19 protein-coding genes are annotated in these 21,867 nt (G+C 69.8%); 14 read left to right on the forward strand and 5 right to left on the reverse strand.

Annotation, left to right across the window (positions count from 1 at the left end):
• Positions 1-27: 27 nt before the first annotated feature.
• The 5 genes from ACZ7D7_RS19800 to ACZ7D7_RS19820 form a co-directional block, all read right to left on the reverse strand.
• Positions 28-747, reverse strand: a complete 720-nt coding sequence (locus ACZ7D7_RS19800; RefSeq protein WP_470825780.1) for a YesL family protein — start codon at positions 745-747, stop codon at positions 28-30.
• On the reverse strand, positions 744-2,261 hold the full coding sequence (locus ACZ7D7_RS19805; protein WP_470825781.1) for a GH39 family glycosyl hydrolase: 1,518 nt from the start codon (positions 2,259-2,261) through the stop codon (positions 744-746). Before ACZ7D7_RS19805 ends, ACZ7D7_RS19800 begins: the two co-directional genes overlap by 4 nt.
• Positions 2,258-3,883: an ABC transporter substrate-binding protein gene (locus ACZ7D7_RS19810; protein WP_470825857.1), complete on the reverse strand. Its 1,626-nt coding sequence runs from the start codon at positions 3,881-3,883 to the stop codon at positions 2,258-2,260. Before ACZ7D7_RS19810 ends, ACZ7D7_RS19805 begins: the two co-directional genes overlap by 4 nt.
• 88 nt (positions 3,884-3,971) lie before the next feature.
• Positions 3,972-4,880 (reverse strand): carbohydrate ABC transporter permease, encoded by a 909-nt coding sequence (locus ACZ7D7_RS19815; protein WP_470825782.1) that lies wholly within the window; start codon positions 4,878-4,880, stop codon positions 3,972-3,974.
• Complete coding sequence (locus tag ACZ7D7_RS19820) at positions 4,877-5,800, reverse strand: ABC transporter permease (protein ID WP_470825783.1); 924 nt, start codon at positions 5,798-5,800, stop codon at positions 4,877-4,879. Before ACZ7D7_RS19820 ends, ACZ7D7_RS19815 begins: the two co-directional genes overlap by 4 nt.
• A 264-nt stretch (positions 5,801-6,064) precedes the next feature.
• On the opposite strand from ACZ7D7_RS19820, the gene ACZ7D7_RS19825 reads away from it, so the two are divergent.
• From ACZ7D7_RS19825 to ACZ7D7_RS19890, 14 genes are all read left to right on the forward strand, one after another.
• Positions 6,065-7,060: an acetylxylan esterase gene (locus ACZ7D7_RS19825; RefSeq protein WP_470825785.1), complete on the forward strand. Its 996-nt coding sequence runs from the start codon at positions 6,065-6,067 to the stop codon at positions 7,058-7,060.
• Positions 7,061-8,124: 1,064 nt separating this feature from the next.
• The gene (locus tag ACZ7D7_RS19830; RefSeq protein ID WP_470825786.1) at positions 8,125-8,949 is read left to right on the forward strand and encodes a methyltransferase; all 825 of its coding nucleotides are present in this window, start codon (positions 8,125-8,127) and stop codon (positions 8,947-8,949) included.
• Between the two features lie 66 nt (positions 8,950-9,015).
• Entirely contained in the window at positions 9,016-9,813 is a 798-nt protein-coding gene (locus ACZ7D7_RS19835; RefSeq protein WP_470825787.1) for a HalD/BesD family halogenase, read from the forward strand.
• A complete protein-coding gene (locus tag ACZ7D7_RS19840; protein ID WP_470825788.1) occupies positions 9,803-10,990 on the forward strand; it encodes a fatty acid desaturase in 1,188 nt (395 codons plus the stop codon). Before ACZ7D7_RS19835 ends, ACZ7D7_RS19840 begins: the two co-directional genes overlap by 11 nt.
• A 4-nt stretch (positions 10,991-10,994) precedes the next feature.
• On the forward strand, positions 10,995-12,386 hold the full coding sequence (gene purD, locus ACZ7D7_RS19845) for a phosphoribosylamine--glycine ligase (RefSeq protein WP_470825790.1): 1,392 nt from the start codon (positions 10,995-10,997) through the stop codon (positions 12,384-12,386).
• 8 nt (positions 12,387-12,394) lie between these two features.
• Positions 12,395-13,717: an ATP-grasp domain-containing protein gene (locus ACZ7D7_RS19850; RefSeq protein ID WP_470825792.1), complete on the forward strand. Its 1,323-nt coding sequence runs from the start codon at positions 12,395-12,397 to the stop codon at positions 13,715-13,717.
• A 53-nt stretch (positions 13,718-13,770) separates the two neighbouring features.
• Positions 13,771-15,102, forward strand: a complete 1,332-nt coding sequence (locus tag ACZ7D7_RS19855) for a diaminobutyrate--2-oxoglutarate transaminase (protein ID WP_470825793.1) — start codon at positions 13,771-13,773, stop codon at positions 15,100-15,102.
• Between the two features lie 26 nt (positions 15,103-15,128).
• Positions 15,129-16,370: an ATP-grasp domain-containing protein gene (locus ACZ7D7_RS19860; RefSeq protein WP_470825795.1), complete on the forward strand. Its 1,242-nt coding sequence runs from the start codon at positions 15,129-15,131 to the stop codon at positions 16,368-16,370.
• 78 nt (positions 16,371-16,448) lie between these two features.
• Positions 16,449-17,756, forward strand: coding sequence for an MFS transporter (locus tag ACZ7D7_RS19865; RefSeq protein ID WP_470825797.1), 1,308 nt, complete (start codon positions 16,449-16,451; stop codon positions 17,754-17,756).
• Positions 17,753-19,003, forward strand: coding sequence for an ATP-grasp domain-containing protein (locus ACZ7D7_RS19870; protein WP_470825798.1), 1,251 nt, complete (start codon positions 17,753-17,755; stop codon positions 19,001-19,003). The genes ACZ7D7_RS19865 and ACZ7D7_RS19870 overlap by 4 nt, the downstream gene beginning before the upstream one ends.
• A 9-nt stretch (positions 19,004-19,012) precedes the next feature.
• Positions 19,013-19,336: a hypothetical protein gene (locus ACZ7D7_RS19875; RefSeq protein WP_470825799.1), complete on the forward strand. Its 324-nt coding sequence runs from the start codon at positions 19,013-19,015 to the stop codon at positions 19,334-19,336.
• A 19-nt stretch (positions 19,337-19,355) separates the two neighbouring features.
• The gene (gene nudC / locus ACZ7D7_RS19880) at positions 19,356-20,315 is read left to right on the forward strand and encodes an NAD(+) diphosphatase (RefSeq protein ID WP_470825801.1); all 960 of its coding nucleotides are present in this window, start codon (positions 19,356-19,358) and stop codon (positions 20,313-20,315) included.
• 1 nt (position 20,316) lies between these two features.
• A complete protein-coding gene (locus ACZ7D7_RS19885) occupies positions 20,317-20,736 on the forward strand; it encodes a rhodanese-like domain-containing protein (protein ID WP_470825802.1) in 420 nt (139 codons plus the stop codon).
• A 2-nt stretch (positions 20,737-20,738) separates the two neighbouring features.
• Entirely contained in the window at positions 20,739-21,866 is a 1,128-nt protein-coding gene (locus tag ACZ7D7_RS19890; protein WP_470825803.1) for a DUF6421 family protein, read from the forward strand.
• Position 21,867 lies beyond the last annotated feature (1 nt).

The raw sequence follows: 21,867 nt of genomic DNA on the forward strand, positions 1-21,867 counted from the left end.
GCGCGGCGGGTGAGCGGTGCCGTACGTCTACCGAGGCGGTGACGCGTCGCGGTCCGAGGTGAAGTGCGTCCGCGTCTCGGCGATCACCGGGCGGCTGCTGTGCAGCAGGGACAGCAGCAGCGGGGCGGCGAGCAGAGCGGGCAGGGCCTCGGTCAGGAGAGCGGTCAGCGCGCCGGTCAGGACGAGCAGCGAGGCGGCACCGAGGGTGGCGCGCCAGTGCCGGAATGTGAAGTACGCGGCGAGCCGGGCGGTGTCGCGGGCCCGGAACGCGAACAGGGAGGTGAGGACGAGGGCGTGCGCGCCCCACAGCAGGGAGACCGCGCCGATCACGCCGAGCAGGGCCGCCCACCAGCGGGGCAGGCCCGACGCGGGGAAGTGGGTGAGGGTGAACGCGATGACGGTGAGCCAGGCGAGCAGCGGCGCCCACAGCTTGAGGGCGGGCACGGCGTTCAGGCGCCAGCCGCGCCGGTAGGTGCGGGCGGGGTGCAGCTCGGTGAGGTCGTGCCGGCGGTGGTACAGGGCGTACAGCGCGGCGGACAGGGCCGGTCCGAGCGGCAGGAGGCAGAGGGCCGGGAGAACCGGTCCGGCCGCGCCGGGGCCGAGCAGCAGGAGCGCGGCCAGGCCCGGCGAGGCGGCGAGGAGCAGCAGCACCTCGACGGTGACGAGGGTGTGGACGAGGGCGGCGGCGCGGGAGAGCGGCCCGGCGCCGAAGCCGCTCCCCCGCGCCGGCCGGGCGGCGCCGCTCACGGCGCCTCTCCGCCCAGCAGTCGCCGCTGGTCCCACCAGGGCGGTGTCTCGTCCTCGACCGGGGTCAGCTCCACGAGGGTGATCTCGTGCCGGGCGAGGGTGAGGGCCAGGTCGACCCGGCCGTCCTCGATCGGGAGCCGCCGGTGGCTGCGGGCGGGTTCGGCGGCCTCGTACAGCATGTCGAGCTGCGTGGCCTTCGGGGAGCGCGGGCTGCCCAGGTGCCGCCAGGCCGCGTACGCGTTGCCGTGCTCCTCGTCCACGGTGGAGCGCCGGACGAACGCCTCGCCGTCCGGCCGGTCACCGACGGGGACGGACATGCGCAGGGTGTGCCGCTCGGGGCCGGGCGTCTCGCCGGTCGGGTCGACGGGCGCCCAGGCGAGGACGGTGACCCGGCCGTCGGCGCCCCGGCTCACCAGGTGGTCCGCGCCGCGTGCGAGGCGCTGCCCGCCCATCCGGGCCATGAAGGCGTACAGGTGGTAGGTCGGTTTGCGCACCTGCCGGTGGGTGAGCAGGCCGAAGCCGCCGTGGAACAGGGCGGTCGGCACGCCGGTCTCCTCGAACATGTCGCTGAACGTCCAGTAGGAGAAGGAGTCGGCGTGGTCGCCGCCCGCCACGACGACGGGCGCCAGGTAGGCGGCGTGGAACGCGGTGTCGTGGATCGCGTTGTCGGGCCGGTAGGAGGAGTTGAACTCCGTGATGTGCACCGGGAGTTCGCCGAGGCGGGTGCCCTTGAGAACGCGGCGGGGCGCGGCGAACTGGTCGAGCAGGGCGCTCGCCTCCCCGAGCGTCTGGTGGACGGCGAACGGCACGTGCTGGGCGGGTCCCGAGGTGTAGGCGTGCCGGGACACGAAGTCGACGGGGACGTCGCGCCGGTCGGTGAACTCGGCGAACCGCTCCAGCCATGCGTCGGCGCCGGGCGAGATCGCGGGCCCGCCGACGCGGATCTCCGGGTCGACCTCCTTCACGGCGTGCGCGGTCACCTCGTACATCCGGTGGTACGCCGTCTCGTCCGCGTCCTGCCAGAACGCCGGCAGGTTGGGCTCGTTCCACACCTCGACGGGCCAGCTGCGGACCTCGTCGGCGCCGTAGCGGTCGACGAGGTGGCCGAGCGTGGCGCGGACCAGGGCGGCCCACTCGCGCCAGTCGCGCGGCGGTGTGACGTTGCCGCGCCACCAGAACACCGTCTGTGTCCCCGACGCCAACCCCTCGGGCATGAAGCCGAGTTCGAGGAAGGGGCGGATGCCGTGGTCGAGGCAGGCGTCGATGACCTGGTCGACGTAGGTGAAGGAGTGGTGGACGCGGCGGGTGCCCTGCCAGTCGTAGGGGCGGTGGACGCCCATGCCGTCGCTGAGCAGGCCGTGGCCCCGGATGTGCCGGAAGCCGATGTCGCGCTGGAGCAGGGCGAGGGAGTCCTGGTAGTCGCGGCGCAGGGCGAGTTCGAGGCGGCCGGTGCCGACGCAAGTCCGCCAGGCGTCGGACACCGCTCCCTCGGACTCGGCGGGGACGCGGATCACCCGTTCTCCTTCTTGTACCGCTCGTGGGCCTTGTTGTGCAGGTCGACGAGCTGCTGCATGTTCTTCGCCTTGAGTTCGGCGACGTAGGCGTTCCACTCGGACAGGGGGCGCTTGCCGAGGACGAACCGGAGGAGGTTCTGCGTGACGTGGTCCTTCAGCGGCGTGTCCCACAGGGAGGCCTGTTCCTGCTCGGCGGCCTGGAGCGGGTGCGGCGGGTCGACGGGCAGCTCCTCGCGCCGTGTCATGGCGTCCTGGAACTTCCTCTCGTCCGCGCTGAAGGCGGAGGAGACCAGCTTCCAACTGCCGCCGTAGGAGAAGACGCCGTTGTAGAAGCCGAAGTCCTTCTGCATGTCCTTCGGGGCGTCCGGGTCGGAGCCGAGCAGGCTGATGCCGTCCTTCGGCCGGTACCGGCCGGGGCCCGAGCTGGTGTACGTGACGTTCTCGACGCCCCACTTGGACAGCAGCTGGCCCTCGTCGGAGTACCAGAGCCAGTCCACGAACTGCATCAGGGCGACGAAGTCGTCGCTCTCCAGGGCCTTGCTGGAGATCATCATGCCGTTCTCCAGGCGGCTGCCGCCGAGGACCACGGGCCCGGCCGGGCCGATCGGCACGGGGATCATCTCGATCTCGGCGCCCTCGACCTGCTTGCGCAGGTTGTAGCGGTAGTTCTGGACGAGTTCCTGCGGGTTGGCGCTGATCACGAAGGACTTCTCGGAGAGCAGCTTCTGCACGGCCTCGTCGTCGGTCTGCGTGAAGCTCTCCGGGTCGAGGAGCTTGTCGGCGACCAGGCCGCGGACGTACTCGACCATGGACCGGAAGGCGTCGGTGGCGCCGGTGAAGACGAACTCCTTCCGGGCGGCGTCCCAGCTGATGTTGAGGTAGGACCAGCCGGCCCGGACGCCGAAGGCCTGGCCGAGGTAGCCGAACAGGGCGCCGGCCGGGAACGGCGTGTTGGTGGACCAGCGGTCGGTCCACGGGTAGCGGTCCGGGTACTCCGCCTTCAGCGCCTTCAGCGTCTCGCGGACCTCGTCCCAGGTGCCGGGCGCCTTCAGGCCGAGCTTTTCGAGGACGTCGGTGCGCAGGGAGAGCGAGTAGTTGGCCTTGGCCTTCTCGTGCAGGCCGGGCAGCAGGTAGTAGTTGCCGTCGGACTGGCGCAGCGAGTCGACCTCCGGCTGGAGGTTCCATCTCCGCACCTTGTCCCGGAAGTTGGGCATCAGGTCGACGTACTCGCTGACCGGCAGGATCGCGCCGGAGGACACGAACGCGGTCTCGCCGCCCGGGTAGGTCTTGGGGATGAGGAAGGGTGCGTCGCCGGCGCCGATGAGCAGGCTGCGCTTCTTCTCGTAGTCGCTGAGCGGGACGGCGATCGGCTTGAGGGTGACGCCGGTGCGCTCGGTGACCTCCTTCCAGAACAGCCAGTCGTCCTTCATCGGGTAGACGGGGTTGTTGTTGTGCAGGACCTCGAACGACAGCGGCTTGGTCGCCTTGAAGCGGTCGCCGGCGCGGTACCGCTTCATCGCGCCCTCCCGCTTCTTGGTGAGGTCCTTGCCGTCGGAGGAGTCCTCGCCGCTGCCGCAGCCGGTGAGGGCCGCGAGGCCGGCGAATCCGGCGGCGGCGAGCATCTGGCGGCGTGACAGGCCGGGCTTGTTCACGGGCGCTCCTGGGGGCGGAGGAGGTCGGGGAGGAGAAGGAAGAGCGAGGTGGGGCGGGTCAGCCCTTGACGGCGCCGAGCATCACGCCCGACACGAAGTACCGCTGCACGAACGGGTACACGCAGAGGATCGGCAGCGAGGTGAGGACGATCGTCACGGCCTGGATGTTGGCCGCGGTCTGGGTCAGCTGGTCGGCGCCGGCCCCGGCGTTGCCGCCCTGGGTGGCGCCCGCGATGAGGTTGCGCAGGTAGACGGTCACGGGCATGAGGTCGGCCCGGTCCATGTAGAGGAAGGCGCTGAACCAGGAGTTCCAGAAGGACACCGAGTAGAACAGCACCATCGTCGCGACGACCGCCTTCGACAGCGGCAGCACGATCTTGAGCAGGGTGCCGTAGGTGCCGAGGCCGTCGATCTGGGCGGCCTCCTCCAGTTCGTCGGGCAGGCTCTCGAAGAAGGCCTTCATCACCAGCAGGTTGAACACGCTGATGGCGTTCGGCAGGGCCAGCGCCCACACGCTGTTCTTCAGTCCGAGGCTGGTGATCAGCACGTAGTGGGGGATCAGGCCGCCGGTGAAGAACATGGTGAAGACGGCGACACCGACGAGCAGCCCGCGGCCCTTGAGGCGCTTCTTCGACAGGACGTAGGCGTAACAGGTCGTCAAGACCATGGCCACGGCGGTGGAGAGCACCGTGTAGAGCACGGTGTTGCCGTAGTTGCGCCAGAACATCCCGTCGCTGAGGACCACTTCGTAGGTGGTGAGGTTGACGTCCTTGGGCCACAGGGTCACTTCACCGGCCCTGATCCTGCGTTCGCCGGAGAACGAGCGGGCGATGATGTTGACGAACGGATAGAGGGTGACCAGCACGACCAGGGTGAGGATGACCCCGTTGACGCCCTGGAAGACGCGGTAGCCGGGGGTCGGCTGGTTGACCGAGGTGCGCGGTCTGCGCGCGGACAGCAGGCTCACCACAGGCTCGTCCCCACGGTGCGGCGCGACATCTGGTTCGCGGAGGTGATCAGGATCAGGCCGATGACCGCCTCGAACAGGCCGATCGCGGCGGCGTAGCTGAAGCTGTTGGACTCCACGCCGGTGCGGTACAGGTACGTGGAGACCACGTCGGCGGTCGGATACGTCAGCGGGTTGTAGAGCAGCAGGATCTTCTCGAAGCCGACCGCGAGGAACGTGCCGATGTTGAGGATCAGCAGCGTGATCATGGTGGGCCGGATGCCGGGCAGGGTGACGTGCCAGATCTGCCGCCAGCGGCTCGCCCCGTCGATGCGCGCGGCCTCGTAGAGGTCCTCGTCGATGGTGGTGAGCGCGGCGAGGTAGAGGATCGTGCCCCAGCCCGCCGTCTGCCAGATCTCCGAGCCGACGTAGATGGTGCGGAACCACTCGGGTTCCTGGATGAACCGGATCGGATCGTGCCCGAACCAGTCGAGCACGTGGTTGACCGGGCCGTCCGTGGCCAGCATCTGCATGGTGATGCCGGCGACGATCACGATCGACAGGAAGTGCGGCAGGTACGACACCGACTGCACGAACCGCTTCAGGGCCCGGGTGCGCACCTCGTTCAGCAGCAGCGCGAGCACGATCGGGATCGGGAAGCAGAACACGAGCGTGAGCCCGCCGAGCCAGAGGGTGTTGCGGAACACCTGCCAGAAGGTGGGGTCGGACAGGAACATCCGGACGTAGCGCAGGCCCACCCACTCCTCCCCCAGGATCGAGCCGCCCGGCTCGAACCGGCGGAAGGCGATGACGTTGCCGATCATCGGCAGGTAGCGGAAGACCAGGAAGAACAGCAGCGGCAGGACGGCCAGCGAGTACAGCTGCCAGTCGCGCCGCAGCGCCCGCCGCCAACTGCCTCCGGGCGCTGTGGAGGTGCTCATGCTCGGGGCCTCCCCGGGGCACGGAACGCGGAATCGAAATCGAAACTTTCGAGCTCTTACCGGTAACTTCGCGGCAACCTAAGGGCACCGGTAAGCGCTGTCAATGGCTTGCGCAGACTGGGGTCTTCCCCGGTTCGGCGTGGCTCAATTCCCTTTCCGGGGACGGCGAACGGCGGTATCCGGCTGCTAGGGTCGGCGGAAATTTCTGCCCTGCGACCGCAACAATCGGTCTCCCTGTCCCCGAGTCCCGTGCGAGGTGCCGCCGTGCCCGCGTTCGACCTTCCCCTGTCGGAACTGCGATGCCACCGCCCGCGCCCCGAGGAGCCGGACGACTTCGACGCGTTCTGGCGGAGCACCCTTGAACAGGCGGGCGGCGCCGAGGTGGTGGAGTCGGCGCGGCCGGTGGAGACCGGCCTGCGGCTGACCGAGACCCGGGACGTGACGTTCCGGGGCTTCGCCGGCGACCCGGTGCGCGCCTGGTTCAGCCGGCCCGCCGGGGTGCGCGAACCCCTCCCGGGCGTCGTCGAGTTCGCGGGCTACGGGCGCGGACGCGGCCTGCCGCACGAGCGGCTCACCTGGGTGAACGCCGGGTACGCGCATCTGCTGATGGACAACCGGGGACAGGGCGACCAGTACGGCTCGGGCGGGGCCACTGCGGACCCGCACGCCGACGCGCCGGGTGGCCCGGGACCGGCGGTGCGCGGCCTGCTGGACCCGCGCGACCACCACTATCGGCGGCTGATCACCGACGCGGTGCGCGCGGTCGCCGCCGTGCGCGCGCTGCCGGGCGTGGACGCCGGCCGCACCGTCGCCGTCGGCAACAGCCAGGGCGGCGGGCTCGCGCTGGCCGTCGCCGGGCTCGTCCCCGACCTGGCGGCCGTACTGGTGACCGCGCCCCTGCTGTGCGGCATCCGGCGCGCGCTGGACCTGACGGACGCGGGCCCGTACGGGGAGATCGCCGCGTATCTCGCCGTGCACCGGGGCGCCGAGGAGGCCGCGTACCGCACGCTGTCCTACCTGGAGGGCGTCTCGTTCGCCCGCCGTGCCCACGCCCCGGCGCACTTCGGGGTGGGCCTGCGCGACACGGTGTGCCCGCCGAGCGGGGCGTACGCCGCGTACAACCGTTACGCGGAACTGACCGGCGCCGACCCGCGCCGGGAGATCCACGCCTACCCGTTCAACGGGCACGAGGGCGGCGACGCGGTACACGTGCGCCGTCAACTACTGTGGTTGCGGCAGGTGTTGGGCGAGGGTCCCTGAAATGACAGGAGCCGTTTACAACAGCTGCCGGGCGGCGATACGTTCGCCCCGTGCGGTGGGAGCGCTCCCAGAGGTGGACCGGAACCTGCCTCCGGAACGCTCCCACCGCACGCCCCGGCCGGCGAACGCCTGAGGGCCTCCCACGTCACGCCAACTGGCCCGTGGCTCAAAGAAGTTGACCAACACGAGGCTCAGCTGAGCCGTGTCGCCGCCGTCGACCTGGACATCCCGAACCGCGGTAGCGGGTCCGAAGGGACGAGTCGACACCTGCCCCCGTGGCTGAAAACCGAGCAGCGTTCGCGACGCGAGAGCCGCGACCCCCTTGCAGTACTCGCCGGTTTCGTCTCCGTGTCCGCCACATTTCGTCCGTGTTACACGGAGTGCCCACCCCCCGCCCCGCCGGCCGAGGTGGAGCGAAGGCGTCACGGCGGCCCGGAATGCCCGGCTTCGCAAGGGAACCTTCACCGAGTTGGTTCTGGAATAAATCACTCCGCAAGCATGCGCTTTTCGGCCATATAAATTGAGCGCTCAAAGTGATTGACGTGCGGCATTGCCGATCACTAGCTTGTCCGAGTGCCGCGCACACCATGCCCGGCCGGATTCCATCGAAATGCTGGCTCTACTTCCTGTGCGGCACACCCCTGCCCCCAGGTCGTTATTGGTCACCCGCTAAATGGAGGCAGTGCGTTGCTAGAAAGTCCGGCCGTGGGCCGGTATCTCCTGGGGCGATTGAAGCCGTCCTTCTCGCCCCCCGCGGGTGTCTCCCGCCCCGCTGGTCCCTGCTGTCATCCGCAGCGGCCCGCCGTGAACCAGTCGACGACCTTCTGACAGCGCCGTCGAGAGGCGACTCTCCCCGCCCCTTTCGCGTTTGCTCGGGCGACCGGTTTTCCGTGCGCACCCGCGCAGGCCGTTACTCCATGCCGCCGGCCCGCGGAATACCCGCGTTTCGTTCAGCAATTCCTTTTGCCCTGTCTCCGAATTGTTCTGCCTGCAAAAATCCCAGACGGCCGCAGATATTTTCCGGCCAGCCCTTGTGCGACGAGTCGAAAGGTTTCACGGCCGACATGACCCAGGCACCCACGAACGTGCTCACCAGGACACGTGTCCTGCCCCACGGCGAGAGCGGCTCCCTGTGGGCCGTGCGGCCCTCCTCCGGTGTATTCGAATTCCGCGGCCGTGAGCTGCGCATCGAGGTCAGGGACCCGTCGGAGGTGCTGTTCCCCACCGACTGCGGACTGAGCCTGGTGGCCGCGCTGAACGGTGAGGAGGAACTGGACCTCGACGGCGTTCACGCGCTCGACGTGGGCTGCGGGTCCGGGCTCTACACCGTCGCGCTGCTGGCGGCCGGCGCCGAGCACGTCACCGCCCTCGACATCAACGCGGCCTCGGAGGACGCCACCACCACCAACGTCGAGCGCAACGGCCTCGACACCGACCGCCTGGCCTGCGTCACCGCCGACCTCGCGGAGTACGCACCGGCCCGGAAGTTCGACCTGGTGGTCACCAACCCGCCGCACCTGCCCTACGACCCCAGCTACGCCACGGACAACGGTCTCGAGACGGCGCTGGTGGCGGGGCGGGACGGCCGTGCGCTCTACGACACCGTCGTGGGGCGCGTCGACGACCTCCTCGCCCCGGGCGGCCGGCTGCTCATGGCCCACTCCTCACTGGCCGACGTCCCGCGCACGATCGCGGAAATGCAGGCACGCGGTTACGTGTCGCGCACGATCGAAGTGTTCGAGATGGACATCCCGCTCCTCGCCTACGCCGAGCACAAGGAGACCATGCTCGCCCTCCTCGAAGCGCAACGCGCCCTGGGCAGCGCCGACTTCACCGGCGAGCGGTTCACGGTCCACGCACTGGAGTTTTGCCGGGCGGCCGAGGTGTAACGCACGTACCCGACCACAGCCACACGCACCACCACGTAGCACGCATCACACCACGAGGGGAATCAGATGTCAGCTGAGGCAAGCGCGCTGGGTGTCGATGTCACGGCGGCCGAGGTGAACGGCCTGCTGAGCCGTCACTTCGCCGAGGCCTTCGACGCGGAGAGGCTCGCCGCGCTCCGCGAACAGTTCGACGCGGAGCACATCGTCCCGCTCCGGCAGATGTGTCCGCCGGAGCTCTTCGCCGCGATCCGCGACGAGGCCTGCGACATCATGGACCGCCACGGCGTCAGCCATGACCTCGTCTTCGAGATCACCGACAACACGCCGCGCAGCATGACCACCGTCGGGCAGCCGGTGATCAAGGACGAAGGACCGCTCATCGACGCGTTCTACTTCGCTCCCGAACTCCTCGGGCTGGTCTCCGAGGTCGTGGGCGAGCAGGTGCACACGTGTCCCTACGCGGGTGAGCACTACGTCATCAGCAGGCTCGGGAAGTCCGGCGACACGCACGGCTGGCACTGGGACGACTACACCTACGGCATCATCCTCGTCCTGGAGGCACCGCACTACAGCGAGGGCGGCTTCGTCCAGGCCGTCCCCCACACCTCCTGGGACAAGGAGAACCCGGACGTGTACGGGGCCCTGATCAGCAGTCAGGTCCGCTCCTACGCCCTGGAGCCCGGGGACGCCTACGTCGTCAAGACCAACACCACGATGCACCGCGTGCACCCGATCCGCGGCGAGAGCCGCCGCACCATCGTCAACATGACCCTGGCCAGCACCGACGACCTGACCAAGGACATGACGCACGAGACCAACGACGCCCTCTTCGGTGGCGTCCGGGACCCCCGCAGTGCCGGCTGAACCGGCCCGCCCGTCCACCGAGGAGTTGTCGATGCACCCGCCCGAGCCGATACGACCGCGTGAGACGATGCGCGGTCTCCCGCGCCCCGTCCAGCCCTTCCTGACCTGGGTGACCGGCGTGCCGCTGGCCGGTGACCAGCTGCGCGTGCGCTGGCGGCCCACGCTCGCCCTCGTCGCCGGGGTGATCCAGACCGCCGTCGGCATGTCCATGGGCGTGTACGCGCTCAGCCTGCCGTGGTACGCCATGGTCCCCCTGGTCCTGCTGTCCTGGCCGACCACGGCCGGCGGCATGCGCCGCCTCGACGTGGTCGTCGTCCACCAGACGCTGCACCGCATGTTCACCGGCTCCACCGCCGGCAACCGCGTGGTCAGCGAGATCATCACCACCCTGCTCTGGCGCCCGCCCTACGACGGCAACCGTGAGGAGCACCTCACCCACCACGCCTTCCCGTGTTCCCTCAAGGACGGCGACACGGTCTACCTGCAGAGCACCGGAGCACGCCCCGGCATGACGCGCCGGGAGTTCCGCCGCTACCTGCTGAAGGCGGCCCTCTCCCCGGCCCACCACTGGGGATTCCTCTCCAGCCGCATCCGGGGCAACTTCTTCACCAGGTCGCCGCTCTACCGGATGGCCATGGCGTACACCTACCTGGCCGGCACCGTCGCCTTCGTGACGCTCACCGGCTGGTGGCTCCAGTGGCTGCTCTTCTGGTTCCTGCCCGCCACCTTCTTCTTCCAGAACCAGACGCTGCTCTACACCCTCAGCGAGCACCGCTGGTGGCTGTTCGACAACGCCGAGCGGCTCACCAAGGCCCAGCGCGACCAGCTCACCTTCGGCCGCTTCTGCGGCCGGCCCGTCCCGGACACCGCCGGCGTCGGCGTGCTCGGCCGCTGGGGAGCCTGGACCGCCTGGTGGCTGCGCATGGTCCTGCTCTACGCCCCGTACCGGATGTGGATCCTCGTCGGCGACACCGTGCAGCACGACCTGCACCACGTACGCCCCAAGGTCGACTGGGCGAACTCCTCCTGGATCCGCAACGAGGACCTCGCCACCGGCAACGCCGACCGCTACTTCGAGGCGTGGGGCGGTCTGCTCACCCACGTGTACGTCGGCAACAGCGTCCGGGACTGGACCGCGGTGCCCTCCGCCCCGCTCACCGCTACCCGGGCGGGGTGACCCGATGACCCACCCACCCGCCGCCGTCCTCGTGGTGGACGGCACCGGACGCGGGCACGCCCTGTGCGAACTGCTCACCCGCACCAACCAGGACGTGACCGTCCACTACGGCCCCGGCTGCGACGTGATCGAACATCCCCGGATCCTTCCGGCCCCGTCCGTCACGCTCACCGACCCGCGGACCGCCCTCGACTTCCTCGCAGACCACCCGGTGGAGTTCGTCCTCGTCTCCAACATCGACGCCCTCTCACAGGGGTACGTCGAGGTCCTGCGCGAGGCCGGCCACCGGGTCGTCGGCCCCACGGCCGCCGCGGCCGCCCTGGAGTCGAGCAAGACCCGCGGCAAGGACTTCTGCCGGGACCACGGCATTCCGGTCCCCGAGTTCGAGGTGTTCACCGACGCCGCCAAGGCCAAGGCGTACGTGCGCTCGCTGCCGTACCGGTGCGTCGTCAAGACGGACGGTCTGACACCGGACGGCGACGGCTCGGTCGTGTGCGACACCGCTGCCGAGGCCGTCGCCGCGATCGACCGGTTCGCCGCCGAGGCGGCCACGGCACCGGCCGGGACCGGCGACAGCCTGCGGATCGTCGTGGAGGAGCGCCTGACCGGCCAGGAGATCTCCGTCTTCGCCCTGCTCGACGGCGAGAGCGCGATGCTCTTCCCCACCGCGATGGACTACAAGCGCACCCTGGAGGCCGACGCGGGCAAGAACTGCGACGGGATGGGCTCCATCTCCCCGCACCCGCGCGACTCCCCGGCGCTGCGCGAGGAACTGCGCACCGTGCTCGTCGAGCCGCTGCTGCGCGGTCTGAAGGCGGAGGGCCTCGACTTCACCGGCTTCGTCTACCTCGGGGCGATGCTCACCCCGCGCGGACCGGTCGTCATCGAGATCAACGCCCGCTTCGGGGACTCCGAGGCCGAGGTCGTCCTGCCCGGGATCCAGAGCGACTTCCTGGAGCTGTGCCGGGCCGTGCTCGCGCGGGACCTCGGCCGGCACCGGCTCGTCACCGACGGCCTGGCCCGCTGCTCGGTCGCACTCGTGCAGGGCTGCCTCGATCCGGCGGATCCCGACGCCCTGGTCGGCTGGCCCTTCGGTCCGTACTCGACCGGTCAGCCGGTCCACGGCCTGACCCCGTCGGACATGGTCACGAACGGCCCCGCCGACACCCTCGTGTTCTGCGCCAACGTCCGCCGCGACGCCGAGGGCACCCCGCGGACCAGCGGCGGCCGGGTGCTCCACGTCGTGGGCGCGGCTCCGACGCCGGACCGGGCACGGCAGAGGGCGTACGAACGGATCGAGCACCTCGGATTCCCCGGCATGCGCTACCGCACCGACATCGGGGCCCTGCCCGCCACAGCACACGCGGGCGCCGTCCCGACGCCGACAGGAAAGTGAGAGCGGCCATGCCCGCACGCAGGAAAGCGTTCGTCCTCTTCGAGATGATGAACGCCATGCTCTACACCGCGCAGGCGGCCAAGGCGCGGGGCTTCGACATCGTCGCCCTCAACCACAACCCCCTGTGCGCGACGGGCCCGTTCACCGTGCCCGACGGCCTGGTCGACGAGCTCGTCCCCGTCCCGTCCTGGAGTGACGCGGGCGCACTCGGCGGTCTGCTGAAGGAGCTGGCCGACCGGTACGAGGTCGTCGGCACGCACAGCATGTTCGAGCCGACCCTGCCCTGGCAGGCGACCCTGCGCGAGCTCGCCGGGCTGCCCACCACCGGCCCCGGGACGCTGCTGCGCATCCTCGACAAGACCCAGGTGCGCACCACGCTGTACGAGGCCGGCCTCAGCGCCCTGCGCGGGGTCCCGCTCGATGAGGCGCTGACCTGGGACAGCTGGCAGTTCGCCGGACCGGCGGTCCTGAAGCCGGCCAACGGCACCGGCAGCGCCCTGTGCCACGAGGTCGCCACGCTCGCCGAACTGCACAGCGTCGCGGCCGGGATCGGGACCGCCGACGTCGTCAACCCGCTCATGCGGGAGTACATCCGGGCCCACGGCGGCTTCGTGCTGGAGGAGAAGGCCGAAGGGGAACTCCTCTCCGTCGAATCCGTGGTCCACCGCGGCGAGATCGGCTTCGTCACCCTGACCGGCCGCTACGTCCTGGCCTCGGACCCGGTCGTCGAGCAGGGCATGCAGACCCCGTACCACCACCCGCACCTGGAACGGATCGTGGCGGCGTCCCGGGCGGTCCACGAGTGTCTGGGGTTCCACCACGGCGGCACCCACCTGGAGTTCATGGTGGCCGACGACGGCACCGCCGAACTCATCGACTTCAACCCGCGTCCGGCGGGCTTCGCCTCCCCGGTGTCGATCGGCGAGGCCTACGGCCTCGACTACGCCGAGGTGCTCGTCGACGTCGGCTGCGGCATCCGGCCCGATCTCGGCTTCACCGGCAGGCCGCCCCGCTACGCCGTCGAGATGGTGGTCCTCCCGCCCCCGGGAACCACCGAGTTCCACACGATCGAGTTCCCGGAGGGCAGCATCGCCGCCCGGGCCACCAAGTCGCCGGGGGAGCGACTCAGCGGCCGTGCCGACCAGTTGGACGCCGTCGGCATGTTCATCGTCACCGCCGACACGGCCGCGCAGGCGCACCGGCTCGGTCTGGCCGCCCGGCGCGAAGTCGTCGTCAACGGCGTCCGGCTCGGCGACAACCCGCACAACGCCGTCGCCTTCTCCGAGTACATCGGCCGTGACCTTCCCGCACCTGCCGGACGGCAGTGGTGAGCACCCCGGAAATCGTGACGAGTCCCATGACCGGACCCCGCAGAGAGGGAACCATGACTCAGGGCCCAGGCCTGGCCGAGGTGTTCGACGACCGTGAATCGGCGGTCCGTTCGTACTCGCGGTCCTTCCCCGCCACCTTCGCGACCGCTCGGCAGGACCACCTGGTGTGCGCCGACGGAACCCGCTACCTCGACTTCTTCGCCGGCGCGGGCGCGTTGAACTACGGCCACAACCCGGCGTTCGCCAAGCAGGCCCTGATCGACTACCTGCAGCGGGACGGACTGACGCACGCGCTCGACATGGCCACCGCGGCCAAGCAGGACTTCCTGGAGGTCTTCCGGGCGCACGTGCTCCAGCCACGCGGCCTGGACCACAAGGTGCAGTTCTGCAGCCCGTCGGGAACCAACGCGGTGGAGGCCGCGCTGAAGGTCGCCCGCCTGGTCACCGGCCGCACCAATGTCGTCGCCTTCGGCGGCGGCTTCCACGGCATGAGCACCGGGGCACTCGCCGCCATCGGCGCCGGCTACTACAAGGACGGTCTGCGCCCCACGCTGGCCGGCGTCACCCACGTGCCCTACCCGGACTCGCCCATGGGGCCGTTCGACAGCCTGGACCTCCTGGACCGGATGGTCGGCGACACCAGCTCCGGCGTCGAGACGCCGGCCGCCGTGCTGCTGGAGACGGTCCAGTGCGAGGGCGGGGTGTACGTGGCGCCCGACGCGTTCCTGGCCGGGTTGCGGCGTTGGTGCGACACCCACGGGGTGCTGCTGATCGTCGACGACATCCAGGTCGGCTGCGGCCGCACCGGCGCGTTCTTCTCGTTCGAACAGGCCGGGATCCAGCCGGACCTGGTCGCCCTCTCCAAGTCGATCAGCGGCTACGGCCTGCCGATGGCGCTGCTGCTGATCAAGCCCGAGTACGACGTCTGGAAGCCGGGGCAGCACAGCGGCACCTTCCGCGGCAATCAGCTCGCCTTCGTCGCCGCCGCGGCGGCCGTCCGCGCGCACTGGGCGGACGGCGCGGATCCCGCGTTCGGTGCGCAGGTGCGCCGCAAGGGGGAGGCCGTCGCCGACTTCCTCCGGCGTGAGGTGACGTCCCGGTTCCGCGCCCGGGTACGCGGCCGTGGCCTGATCCACGGCATCGACCTGAGCGGCGCGGGGATCTCGGGCGCCGCGATCTCCCGCCGCTGCTTCGAACGCGGACTGATCGTGGAGACCTGCGGCCGTGACAGCGAGGTGGTCAAGATCCTTCCGCCGCTGACCATCGAGGACAGCAACCTGCTGCGCGGCCTGGAGATCATCGTCGAGGCCCTGTACGACGAGGCGGAAGGCGCCGGCCCGCGCTCCGCCGACAACGGCCGCACCCCCGCGGCGGCTGCCTCATGACCGCGACCACCGGAGGAACCGCCCCCGTGAACCACGACGCCACCGACACCATCCTGATCATCGGCGGACGGCTGGAGGCACTGAAGAAGGCCAAGGAGCTCGGCCTGCGGATCGTGTTCCTCCAGCACAAGGAGCGGCTGCTGCCGGGCCAGGCCGAGGTCGCCGACGTCCTCCTCCTGGTCGACTATCTCGACTGGGAGGTGACCCGGCCCCTCGTGCGGGCCGCGCACGAGGCGTACGGCTTCAGCGCGGTCATGACCCTGGTGGAGCAGGCGACCGAACTGGCCGGACGCATCAACGACATGCTCGGGCTCGGCGGCACCTCCTACGAGGTGGCCCGGCGCTTCCACGACAAGCACCGGATGCGGGAGTGGCTGCACACCACCGGGTTCGAGTCGGTCGGCTGCGCCGAGGTCGCCTCGGCCGGCGACATCCGGGCCTTCGGCGAGAAGTACGGCTTCCCCGTGGTCGTCAAGCCGCTGGACGGCACGGCGAGCAGGGGCATCGCGGTCATCGCGGATCCCGGGGAGACGGACGCGGCCTGGGCGGAGCTGAACGGCCTGCGCGGGCGCGGCGATCTGCCGATGGCCACGTTCTACCCCGTGGACCGCTTCATCGCCGAGGAGTACATCGACGGCGTCGAGTACAGCGTGGAGAGCTTCTCGTTCGAGGGCCGGCACATCGTCGTCTCGATCACCGGCAAGTTCGCCGACGGAGTCATCGAGATGGGCCACGCGCTCCCGGCCGTCCTCCCCGAGGAGGACGAGGCCACGATCGTGGAGCACGTCACCGGCTTCCTGACGGCCATGGGTCTGCGGGACGGCGTCGGCCACACCGAGGTGAAACTCTCCTCCAAGGGTCCGCGCATCATCGAGGGCCACGACCGGGTGGCGGGCGACCGGCTCCTCGACTTCATGGCGGTCACCCACGGCTTCGACATCGAGCAGTACGCCTCCGGCTGGCCGATGCGGCGGCTGCCCGCGCTCACCGAACGGCCCAAGGCCGTCCTGGGCGCCGCCACCAAGTGGGTGAACGGGCAGCCGGGCATCGTCGAGTCCGTGGAAGGCGTCGAGGAACTGCGGTCCGAGAAGGGCGTGTTCGGCGTCGACGTGTACGTGAATCCGGGCGACCGGATCGAGCCCATGAGCGACAACTTCGGCCGCCACGTCCAGGTGCTGGTCACCGCGGAGACCACCGAGGCCGCCATCGAGCGTCTCGACGCGCTCATCGGCAGGGTACGGGTCGTCACCCGCCCCGCCGCCGACTGAGCCGGCCGGCTCACCCCTCCCCCACGAGCGGCACGCGCCGTTCGAGCGACACGAGAGACACGAGAGAGAGCCGGGACAGTGGCAGCAACCCTCGCACCCGAGCCGATATGGCAAAGACTCGGCGTACCACGGCTGAAGGGCAACGGCAGGTTCGTCTCGGCGAGCCTCATCGACAGCCTCGGCACCGGGCTGATCATGGCGTTCACCGTGGTGTACTTCGCCAGGACGACCTCCGTGTCCGTCGCCGCGATCGGCGCCGCGATGACGGTGGCACGGTTGATCGCCCTCCCCGCGTCGATCGTCGTGGGCCCGCTGATCGACCGGTTCACCGCGCGGATGACCGCGGCGTACGGCAACCTCGTCTCGGTCGTCGGCTATCTCGGGTTCCTCCTGGCCGATTCCCTCTGGCAGATCGTCGTCGTGGTCTTCCTGGTGCAGGTCGGCCACACGGCGTACTGGACGTCGAGCAGCGGCCTGGTGGTGCTCGCCTCGTCCGAGGACCGGCGCACCATGTGGTTCGGCTTCATGACGGCGCTGCGCAACACCGCCATGGGGATCGGCGGCGCGCTGGCCGCCTTCGCCTTCGCCCTGGGTGAAGGGAACGCCCTGCACGCCATCGTCGTCGGGAACGCGGCGAGTTACGTCCTGGCGGCGACCCTGCTGTTCCTGTGGAAGCCGGTGCCCCACGAGGCGCCGGTGTCCGAACCCCCGCCGGCCGGGGCGGACGGCGCGCCCGGACCGGCGGGCGGGGCCGAGAAGCCCGCGGCCGGCTACGCCACTGTGCTCCGGGACGTCCCGTACACCCTTCTGATCGGCGTCAACGCCACCCAGGTCTTCGGCCAGATGCTGATCAAGGTGTTGCTGGCGATCTACATCGTCGACGTGCTGGACCTCCCGGCCTGGATCGCCGGAACGCTCATTGTCGTCAACGCCCTCCAGGTGTCCCTCACCCAGACGCTGGTGGCCAAGCGGACCGCGGGTTCGCGGATGACCCGGGCGGTCATGCTGGCAGCGGTCCTCAACGCCGCGGCCTTCGGACTGTTCGCGGTGCTGTACACGACACCCGGCGCCGTGACGTACGCCGGTCTGTTCCTCGCGATGGTCGTCTTCACCCTCGCCGAGGTCATCGCGTTCCCCGCCCTCGACACGCTGAGCGTCTCGATGGCCCCCGACCACATTCGCGGCCGCTACCTGGCCACCTACCAGTTGTCCTGGACCGTCGGCGAGGTCGCCGCACCGGGCCTGCTCACCTTCCTGCTCGCACGCGGCGAGGTCCTGCCGATGCTCTTCCTGCTCGGACTGAGCCTGCTGGCCGTTCCCCTGCTGCTGGCACTGGAAAAGCGCACACGCACGAAGAACATGACGATGATCGGAGAAAGTGCATGAAGACCGTGGCAGTGATATCGACGCGCGGCTTCGGGGTGTTCCGCCACGACCTGCTCGTGGAGCCCGACCGGGTCCGGTTCGTGGGCATCTTCTCCGAACAGGACAGCGTCAACGTCTCGGAGGCCGAACGGGCCTACTTCCACCGGATCCACACGGTGCCGTGCGGGCTCGCCGACCCCTCGTACACCGAGTCGTCGATCGTCGACCCCGCCGCGGCCCGGGCGATCGTGCGCGAGCTGGTGGCCGAGACCGGCCCGGACGAGCTCACCCTGCACTGCTTCGACGAGCGCAACCTGCTCCTGACGGCCGAGCTCCGTGAGGAGTTCGGGCTGGCGGGTCCGACCTACGAGCAGTTGCTGCCGTACCGGGACAAGTGCCTGATGAAGGAGAAGCTGGCCGGCACCGGTCTGCGCGTGCCCCGCTTCGGCCGCTTCGACCAGCAGGCCTTCACCGACGATCCGGCGGCCTGCCTGAAGGCCGTCGTCGCCGACGTCGGCATGCCGTTCGTCCTGAAGCCGGTCGACGCCGCCTCCGCGGACGGCGTGTACAAGATCTTCTCGGCGGACGACTTCTTCGCGCTGCCGTCGGACCTGGGCCGCAGCTACGAGTACGAGGAGCACATCGACGGCACCATGTACAGCGTCAACCTGGTCGTCAAGGACGGGAAGACCGTCTTCGGCGGGGTGACGGAGTACCTGGTCAACTCGACCGAGGTGCAGAACGGCCGGGTGAACGCGGACATCAACCTGATCGACTCCGACCCGCGCGTGCCGCGCATGATCGCCTTCGCCGAGACGGTGCTCGACGCCCTCGGCAAGCTGGACGGCGCCAGCCACCTGGAGCTGTTCCACACCAAGGACGACGAACTGGTGTTCCTGGAGGTGGGAGCACGCTTCAAGGGCCTCGCCGGCCTCGCCGCCATGCAGCAGAACTACGCCGTGGCGCTGCTCAACCTGGCCTTCGAGATCGAGGCCGGTCTGGAGAGCAGGCCCTGGGACCAGGAGCAGGTGTACTGCTTCGACGCCGTACTGCCCAAGCGGCCGGGTGTCGTCGCCGAACTCGTCCTCCCCGACCTGGAGAGCGAGGTCGAGATGAAGTGGAAGGTCCGGGTGGGTGAGGAGATCGGGCAGGGAGCCTCGCTCATCGACAACGGCGGCACCTTCCTCGTGCGCAACCGTGACTACGACACCCTGTACCGGGACTTCGAACGACTCGCCGCGTACGAGCCCATCCGCTACGAGGACTAGACGAACGCCATGTGGCGCAGACGACCGCAGGAAGACGTCCACATCGACGCGTTGCGTTCCGCGGTGGAACGCATCATCGAGGCGGACCGGTACGACGCCTGGCTGATGGAGCTGCCGGACCACGTCCTGGTGCAGGTCGCGGCTCCGCTGGAAATGCTGCAGTTCCAGCACTTCCTGACGCCGCAACAGGAGCATTTGCTGGTCAGGTCGGCACGAGTGGTGTGGGACGCTGTCTCGGGCCTCCTGGACGACTGCCCGGACGATCTGGCCGCCGAGTTCGCCTTGCTCGGCGCTGCCCTCACGGATCGCTCCGCCGGGGCGCGCCAGGGCTGAGCGGCCCCACAGTACGGGAATGACGAAAGAGGACAGGACCATGTCCGTGCACTACTCCGGACTCGAACTCGACCGCGCCGGCGACCGGCGTGCCGACGCCGAATGGATCAAGGGCCTGGCCGACCGGCCCGACGCCCGGGTCGTCCCGCTCTGGCGGGACCGGTGCCTGGTCGGCGACGGCGCACCGGTGTCGCCCGGAACGGTCCGGGCCCGTCGCCTGCTCGCTGCGGCCAAGCCGGTGTTCCTGGGGCTCGACGGCGAGACCGGGGTGTTCGCGGCCGACCTGTCCGCACTGCCCGAGGAGGAGGCGCTGGCCATGGCCGGGGCCGACGCCGTCCAGGATGTACGCGCCCTCGTCCCCGGCCTCGACGTCGCGGAGGCGGGACTCCTCGCCTACGCGCGCGGTCTCACGCACTGGAACCGCAACCAGCGGTTCTGCGGTGCCTGCGGCGGGAGGGCCGACAGCCGCAACGGCGGCCATCTGCGGGTCTGCGCCGACTGCGGCAAGCTGCTCTTCCCCCGGATCGAACCGGCGGTGATCGTCCTGGTGGAACGCGCCGGGGATCCCCGGCGCTGTCTGCTGGGGCGGCACTCCGGCGCCGGGCCGGAGGCGTTCAGCACCCTGGCCGGATTCGTGGAGGTCGGCGAGAGCCTCGAGGACGCGGTCCGCCGCGAGGTCTTCGAAGAGGCCGGCGTCGTGGTCGAGGACGTCGTCTACCAGGGCTCCCAGGCATGGCCGTTCCCCGCCGGGCTCATGGTGGCGTTCCGGGCGCGGGCCTCCTCGGACGCCACGGCGGTCGACGGCACGGAGGTGGTGGAGGCCCGCTGGTTCACCCCCGCCGAGCTGCGCTCCCACATCGCGGCCGGGCACGGCTACCGGCCGGACTCCATCGGCAAGTTCCTTATCGAGAGCTGGATTGCGGAGGACGCGCATGACAACAGCGCACAGGACACGGGACAGATCGCGGCCAGAGGATGAAGTGACCGGGCGGGACGTCCACTCCCGCGTGCTGGGGGTCCCCGCGGCCGCACCCGCGGCGGCGCTCGACTACTTCCTCCGGGTACGGCTCGCCTGCGAGACCGACCCATTCGACGTTCACCACGACATGTCCGCCGGAGTGACGGACTTCGTACTCGTCGACGCACGTTCGACGGCCGCCTACGAAGACGAACGCCTGCCCGGCGCGCTCGGCATGCCCCACGACGAGATGACGGAGGCGGGACTGCGCGGGCTCGACCCCGCGCCGGTCTACGTCACCTACGGCTGGGGCCCGGGCTGCAACGCGGGTTCCAGGGCCGCCGCGAAACTCGCGGCGGCGGGATTCCGGGTCAAGGAGATGATCGGCGGCCTCGAGTACTGGAAACGGCAGAACTATCCCACGACGAGGACGAGGCGGTAGCGGTGTCGAACGAGATCAAGCTGGTCATCGACGAAGTCAACGAGATACGCGGGCGGATCGAGAAGGGTGCGGACGTCTGCGGCCGCGAGTTCCTCGCGGAACTGCTGGACCGGTTGGACTGCTCGGACCACCTGCGTCACCAGCCGGCGGCGCAGGCCTTCATGCAGGACCTCCGGGAGCACCTGGGCGGCGAGGAGGACGTCCCGCGCCTGCGGCGGACCAAGGAGCACATCAACGGCGAGCGCGACCGTCATCTGTTCTCCCTCTTCAACGCCTCGTACTTCCCTCGGCTCTCGCTCGACTGGCTGACGTACGAGACGCTGCCGACCGATCCTCATCTGGCCAGGCGCTACGGCAGCAACACCATGCCCGTCAACATCACCGCGTGTTCGGACGGCTTCAATTCCCGGGTGGTCGTCGCCCTCTTCCCGGAGAACCACGTCGACGGCCGGCAGGACCCCGACGACCTCATCTTCTACTTCATCAACAAGTTCGTGGAGCGGCACAACCGCATCACGCGGAAGATGATCGACGAGGTGATGGCGCCCGGCAGTTTCCCGCTCATCCAGGGTGCCGAGGACAAGCAGGTCGAGGCGGCGTCCTCCTGGTGGGTGCGGCTGCACGAATTCCACCACCGGCAGGGCGACATGCCCATTCCCGATTACCTGAACGCGAAGAAGCTCAAGCCCCTCGCCGGTCTGGAGGAACTGCGCGTCGACGTGTCCTCCATGCTGGTGTGCCTGAACGACCCCGAACTGCCGGCGGACCAGGCCCGCGCGGCCTACGAGTACATCCTCGCCGAGAGGCTTCTGCGGTATGCCGTGGAGGGCATTCCGCGGCCCAACTACGACGCGGTCGCCTCCCAGCTGCTGTTCAACTACCTGTCGCAGAACGGCGGGATCGCGCTGCTCGACGGGCGGATCCATCTGCGCCCGGAGCTTGCGGACGTCCTCGCGCGTTTCCTGGGCGAGATCCAGGCGGTCGAGCGGCGCATCCACAGTGAGCCGGTGAGCGAGGTCCGGGCGGGACTGCTCGCCTTCACCAACCGCTACACGGACTACGACGAGGACGCGGGCGACTACCGGCACATCCCGTTCTTCGCCGAGGTGAAGCAGCGGCTCGGAGTCTGAC

The organism is Streptomyces sp. NPDC037054, assembly GCF_055606745.1.

Excerpts from the sequence above, each read along its gene's own strand:
- ACZ7D7_RS19810 (WP_470825857.1), bottom strand. The coding sequence starts at position 3,883 with ATGCTCGCCGCCGCCGGATTCGCCGGCCTCGCGGCCCTCACCGGCTGC.
- ACZ7D7_RS19850 (WP_470825792.1), top strand. The coding sequence starts at position 12,395 with ATGCCCGCACGCAGGAAAGCGTTCGTCCTCTTCGAGATGATGAACGCC.
- ACZ7D7_RS19830 (WP_470825786.1), top strand. The coding sequence starts at position 8,125 with ATGACCCAGGCACCCACGAACGTGCTCACCAGGACACGTGTCCTGCCC.
- ACZ7D7_RS19875 (WP_470825799.1), top strand. The coding sequence starts at position 19,013 with ATGTGGCGCAGACGACCGCAGGAAGACGTCCACATCGACGCGTTGCGT.
- ACZ7D7_RS19835 (WP_470825787.1), top strand. The coding sequence starts at position 9,016 with ATGTCAGCTGAGGCAAGCGCGCTGGGTGTCGATGTCACGGCGGCCGAG.
- ACZ7D7_RS19870 (WP_470825798.1), top strand. The coding sequence starts at position 17,753 with ATGAAGACCGTGGCAGTGATATCGACGCGCGGCTTCGGGGTGTTCCGC.
- ACZ7D7_RS19820 (WP_470825783.1), bottom strand. The coding sequence starts at position 5,800 with ATGAGCACCTCCACAGCGCCCGGAGGCAGTTGGCGGCGGGCGCTGCGG.
- nudC (WP_470825801.1), top strand. The coding sequence starts at position 19,356 with ATGACGAAAGAGGACAGGACCATGTCCGTGCACTACTCCGGACTCGAA.
- ACZ7D7_RS19855 (WP_470825793.1), top strand. The coding sequence starts at position 13,771 with ATGACTCAGGGCCCAGGCCTGGCCGAGGTGTTCGACGACCGTGAATCG.
- purD (WP_470825790.1), top strand. The coding sequence starts at position 10,995 with ATGACCCACCCACCCGCCGCCGTCCTCGTGGTGGACGGCACCGGACGC.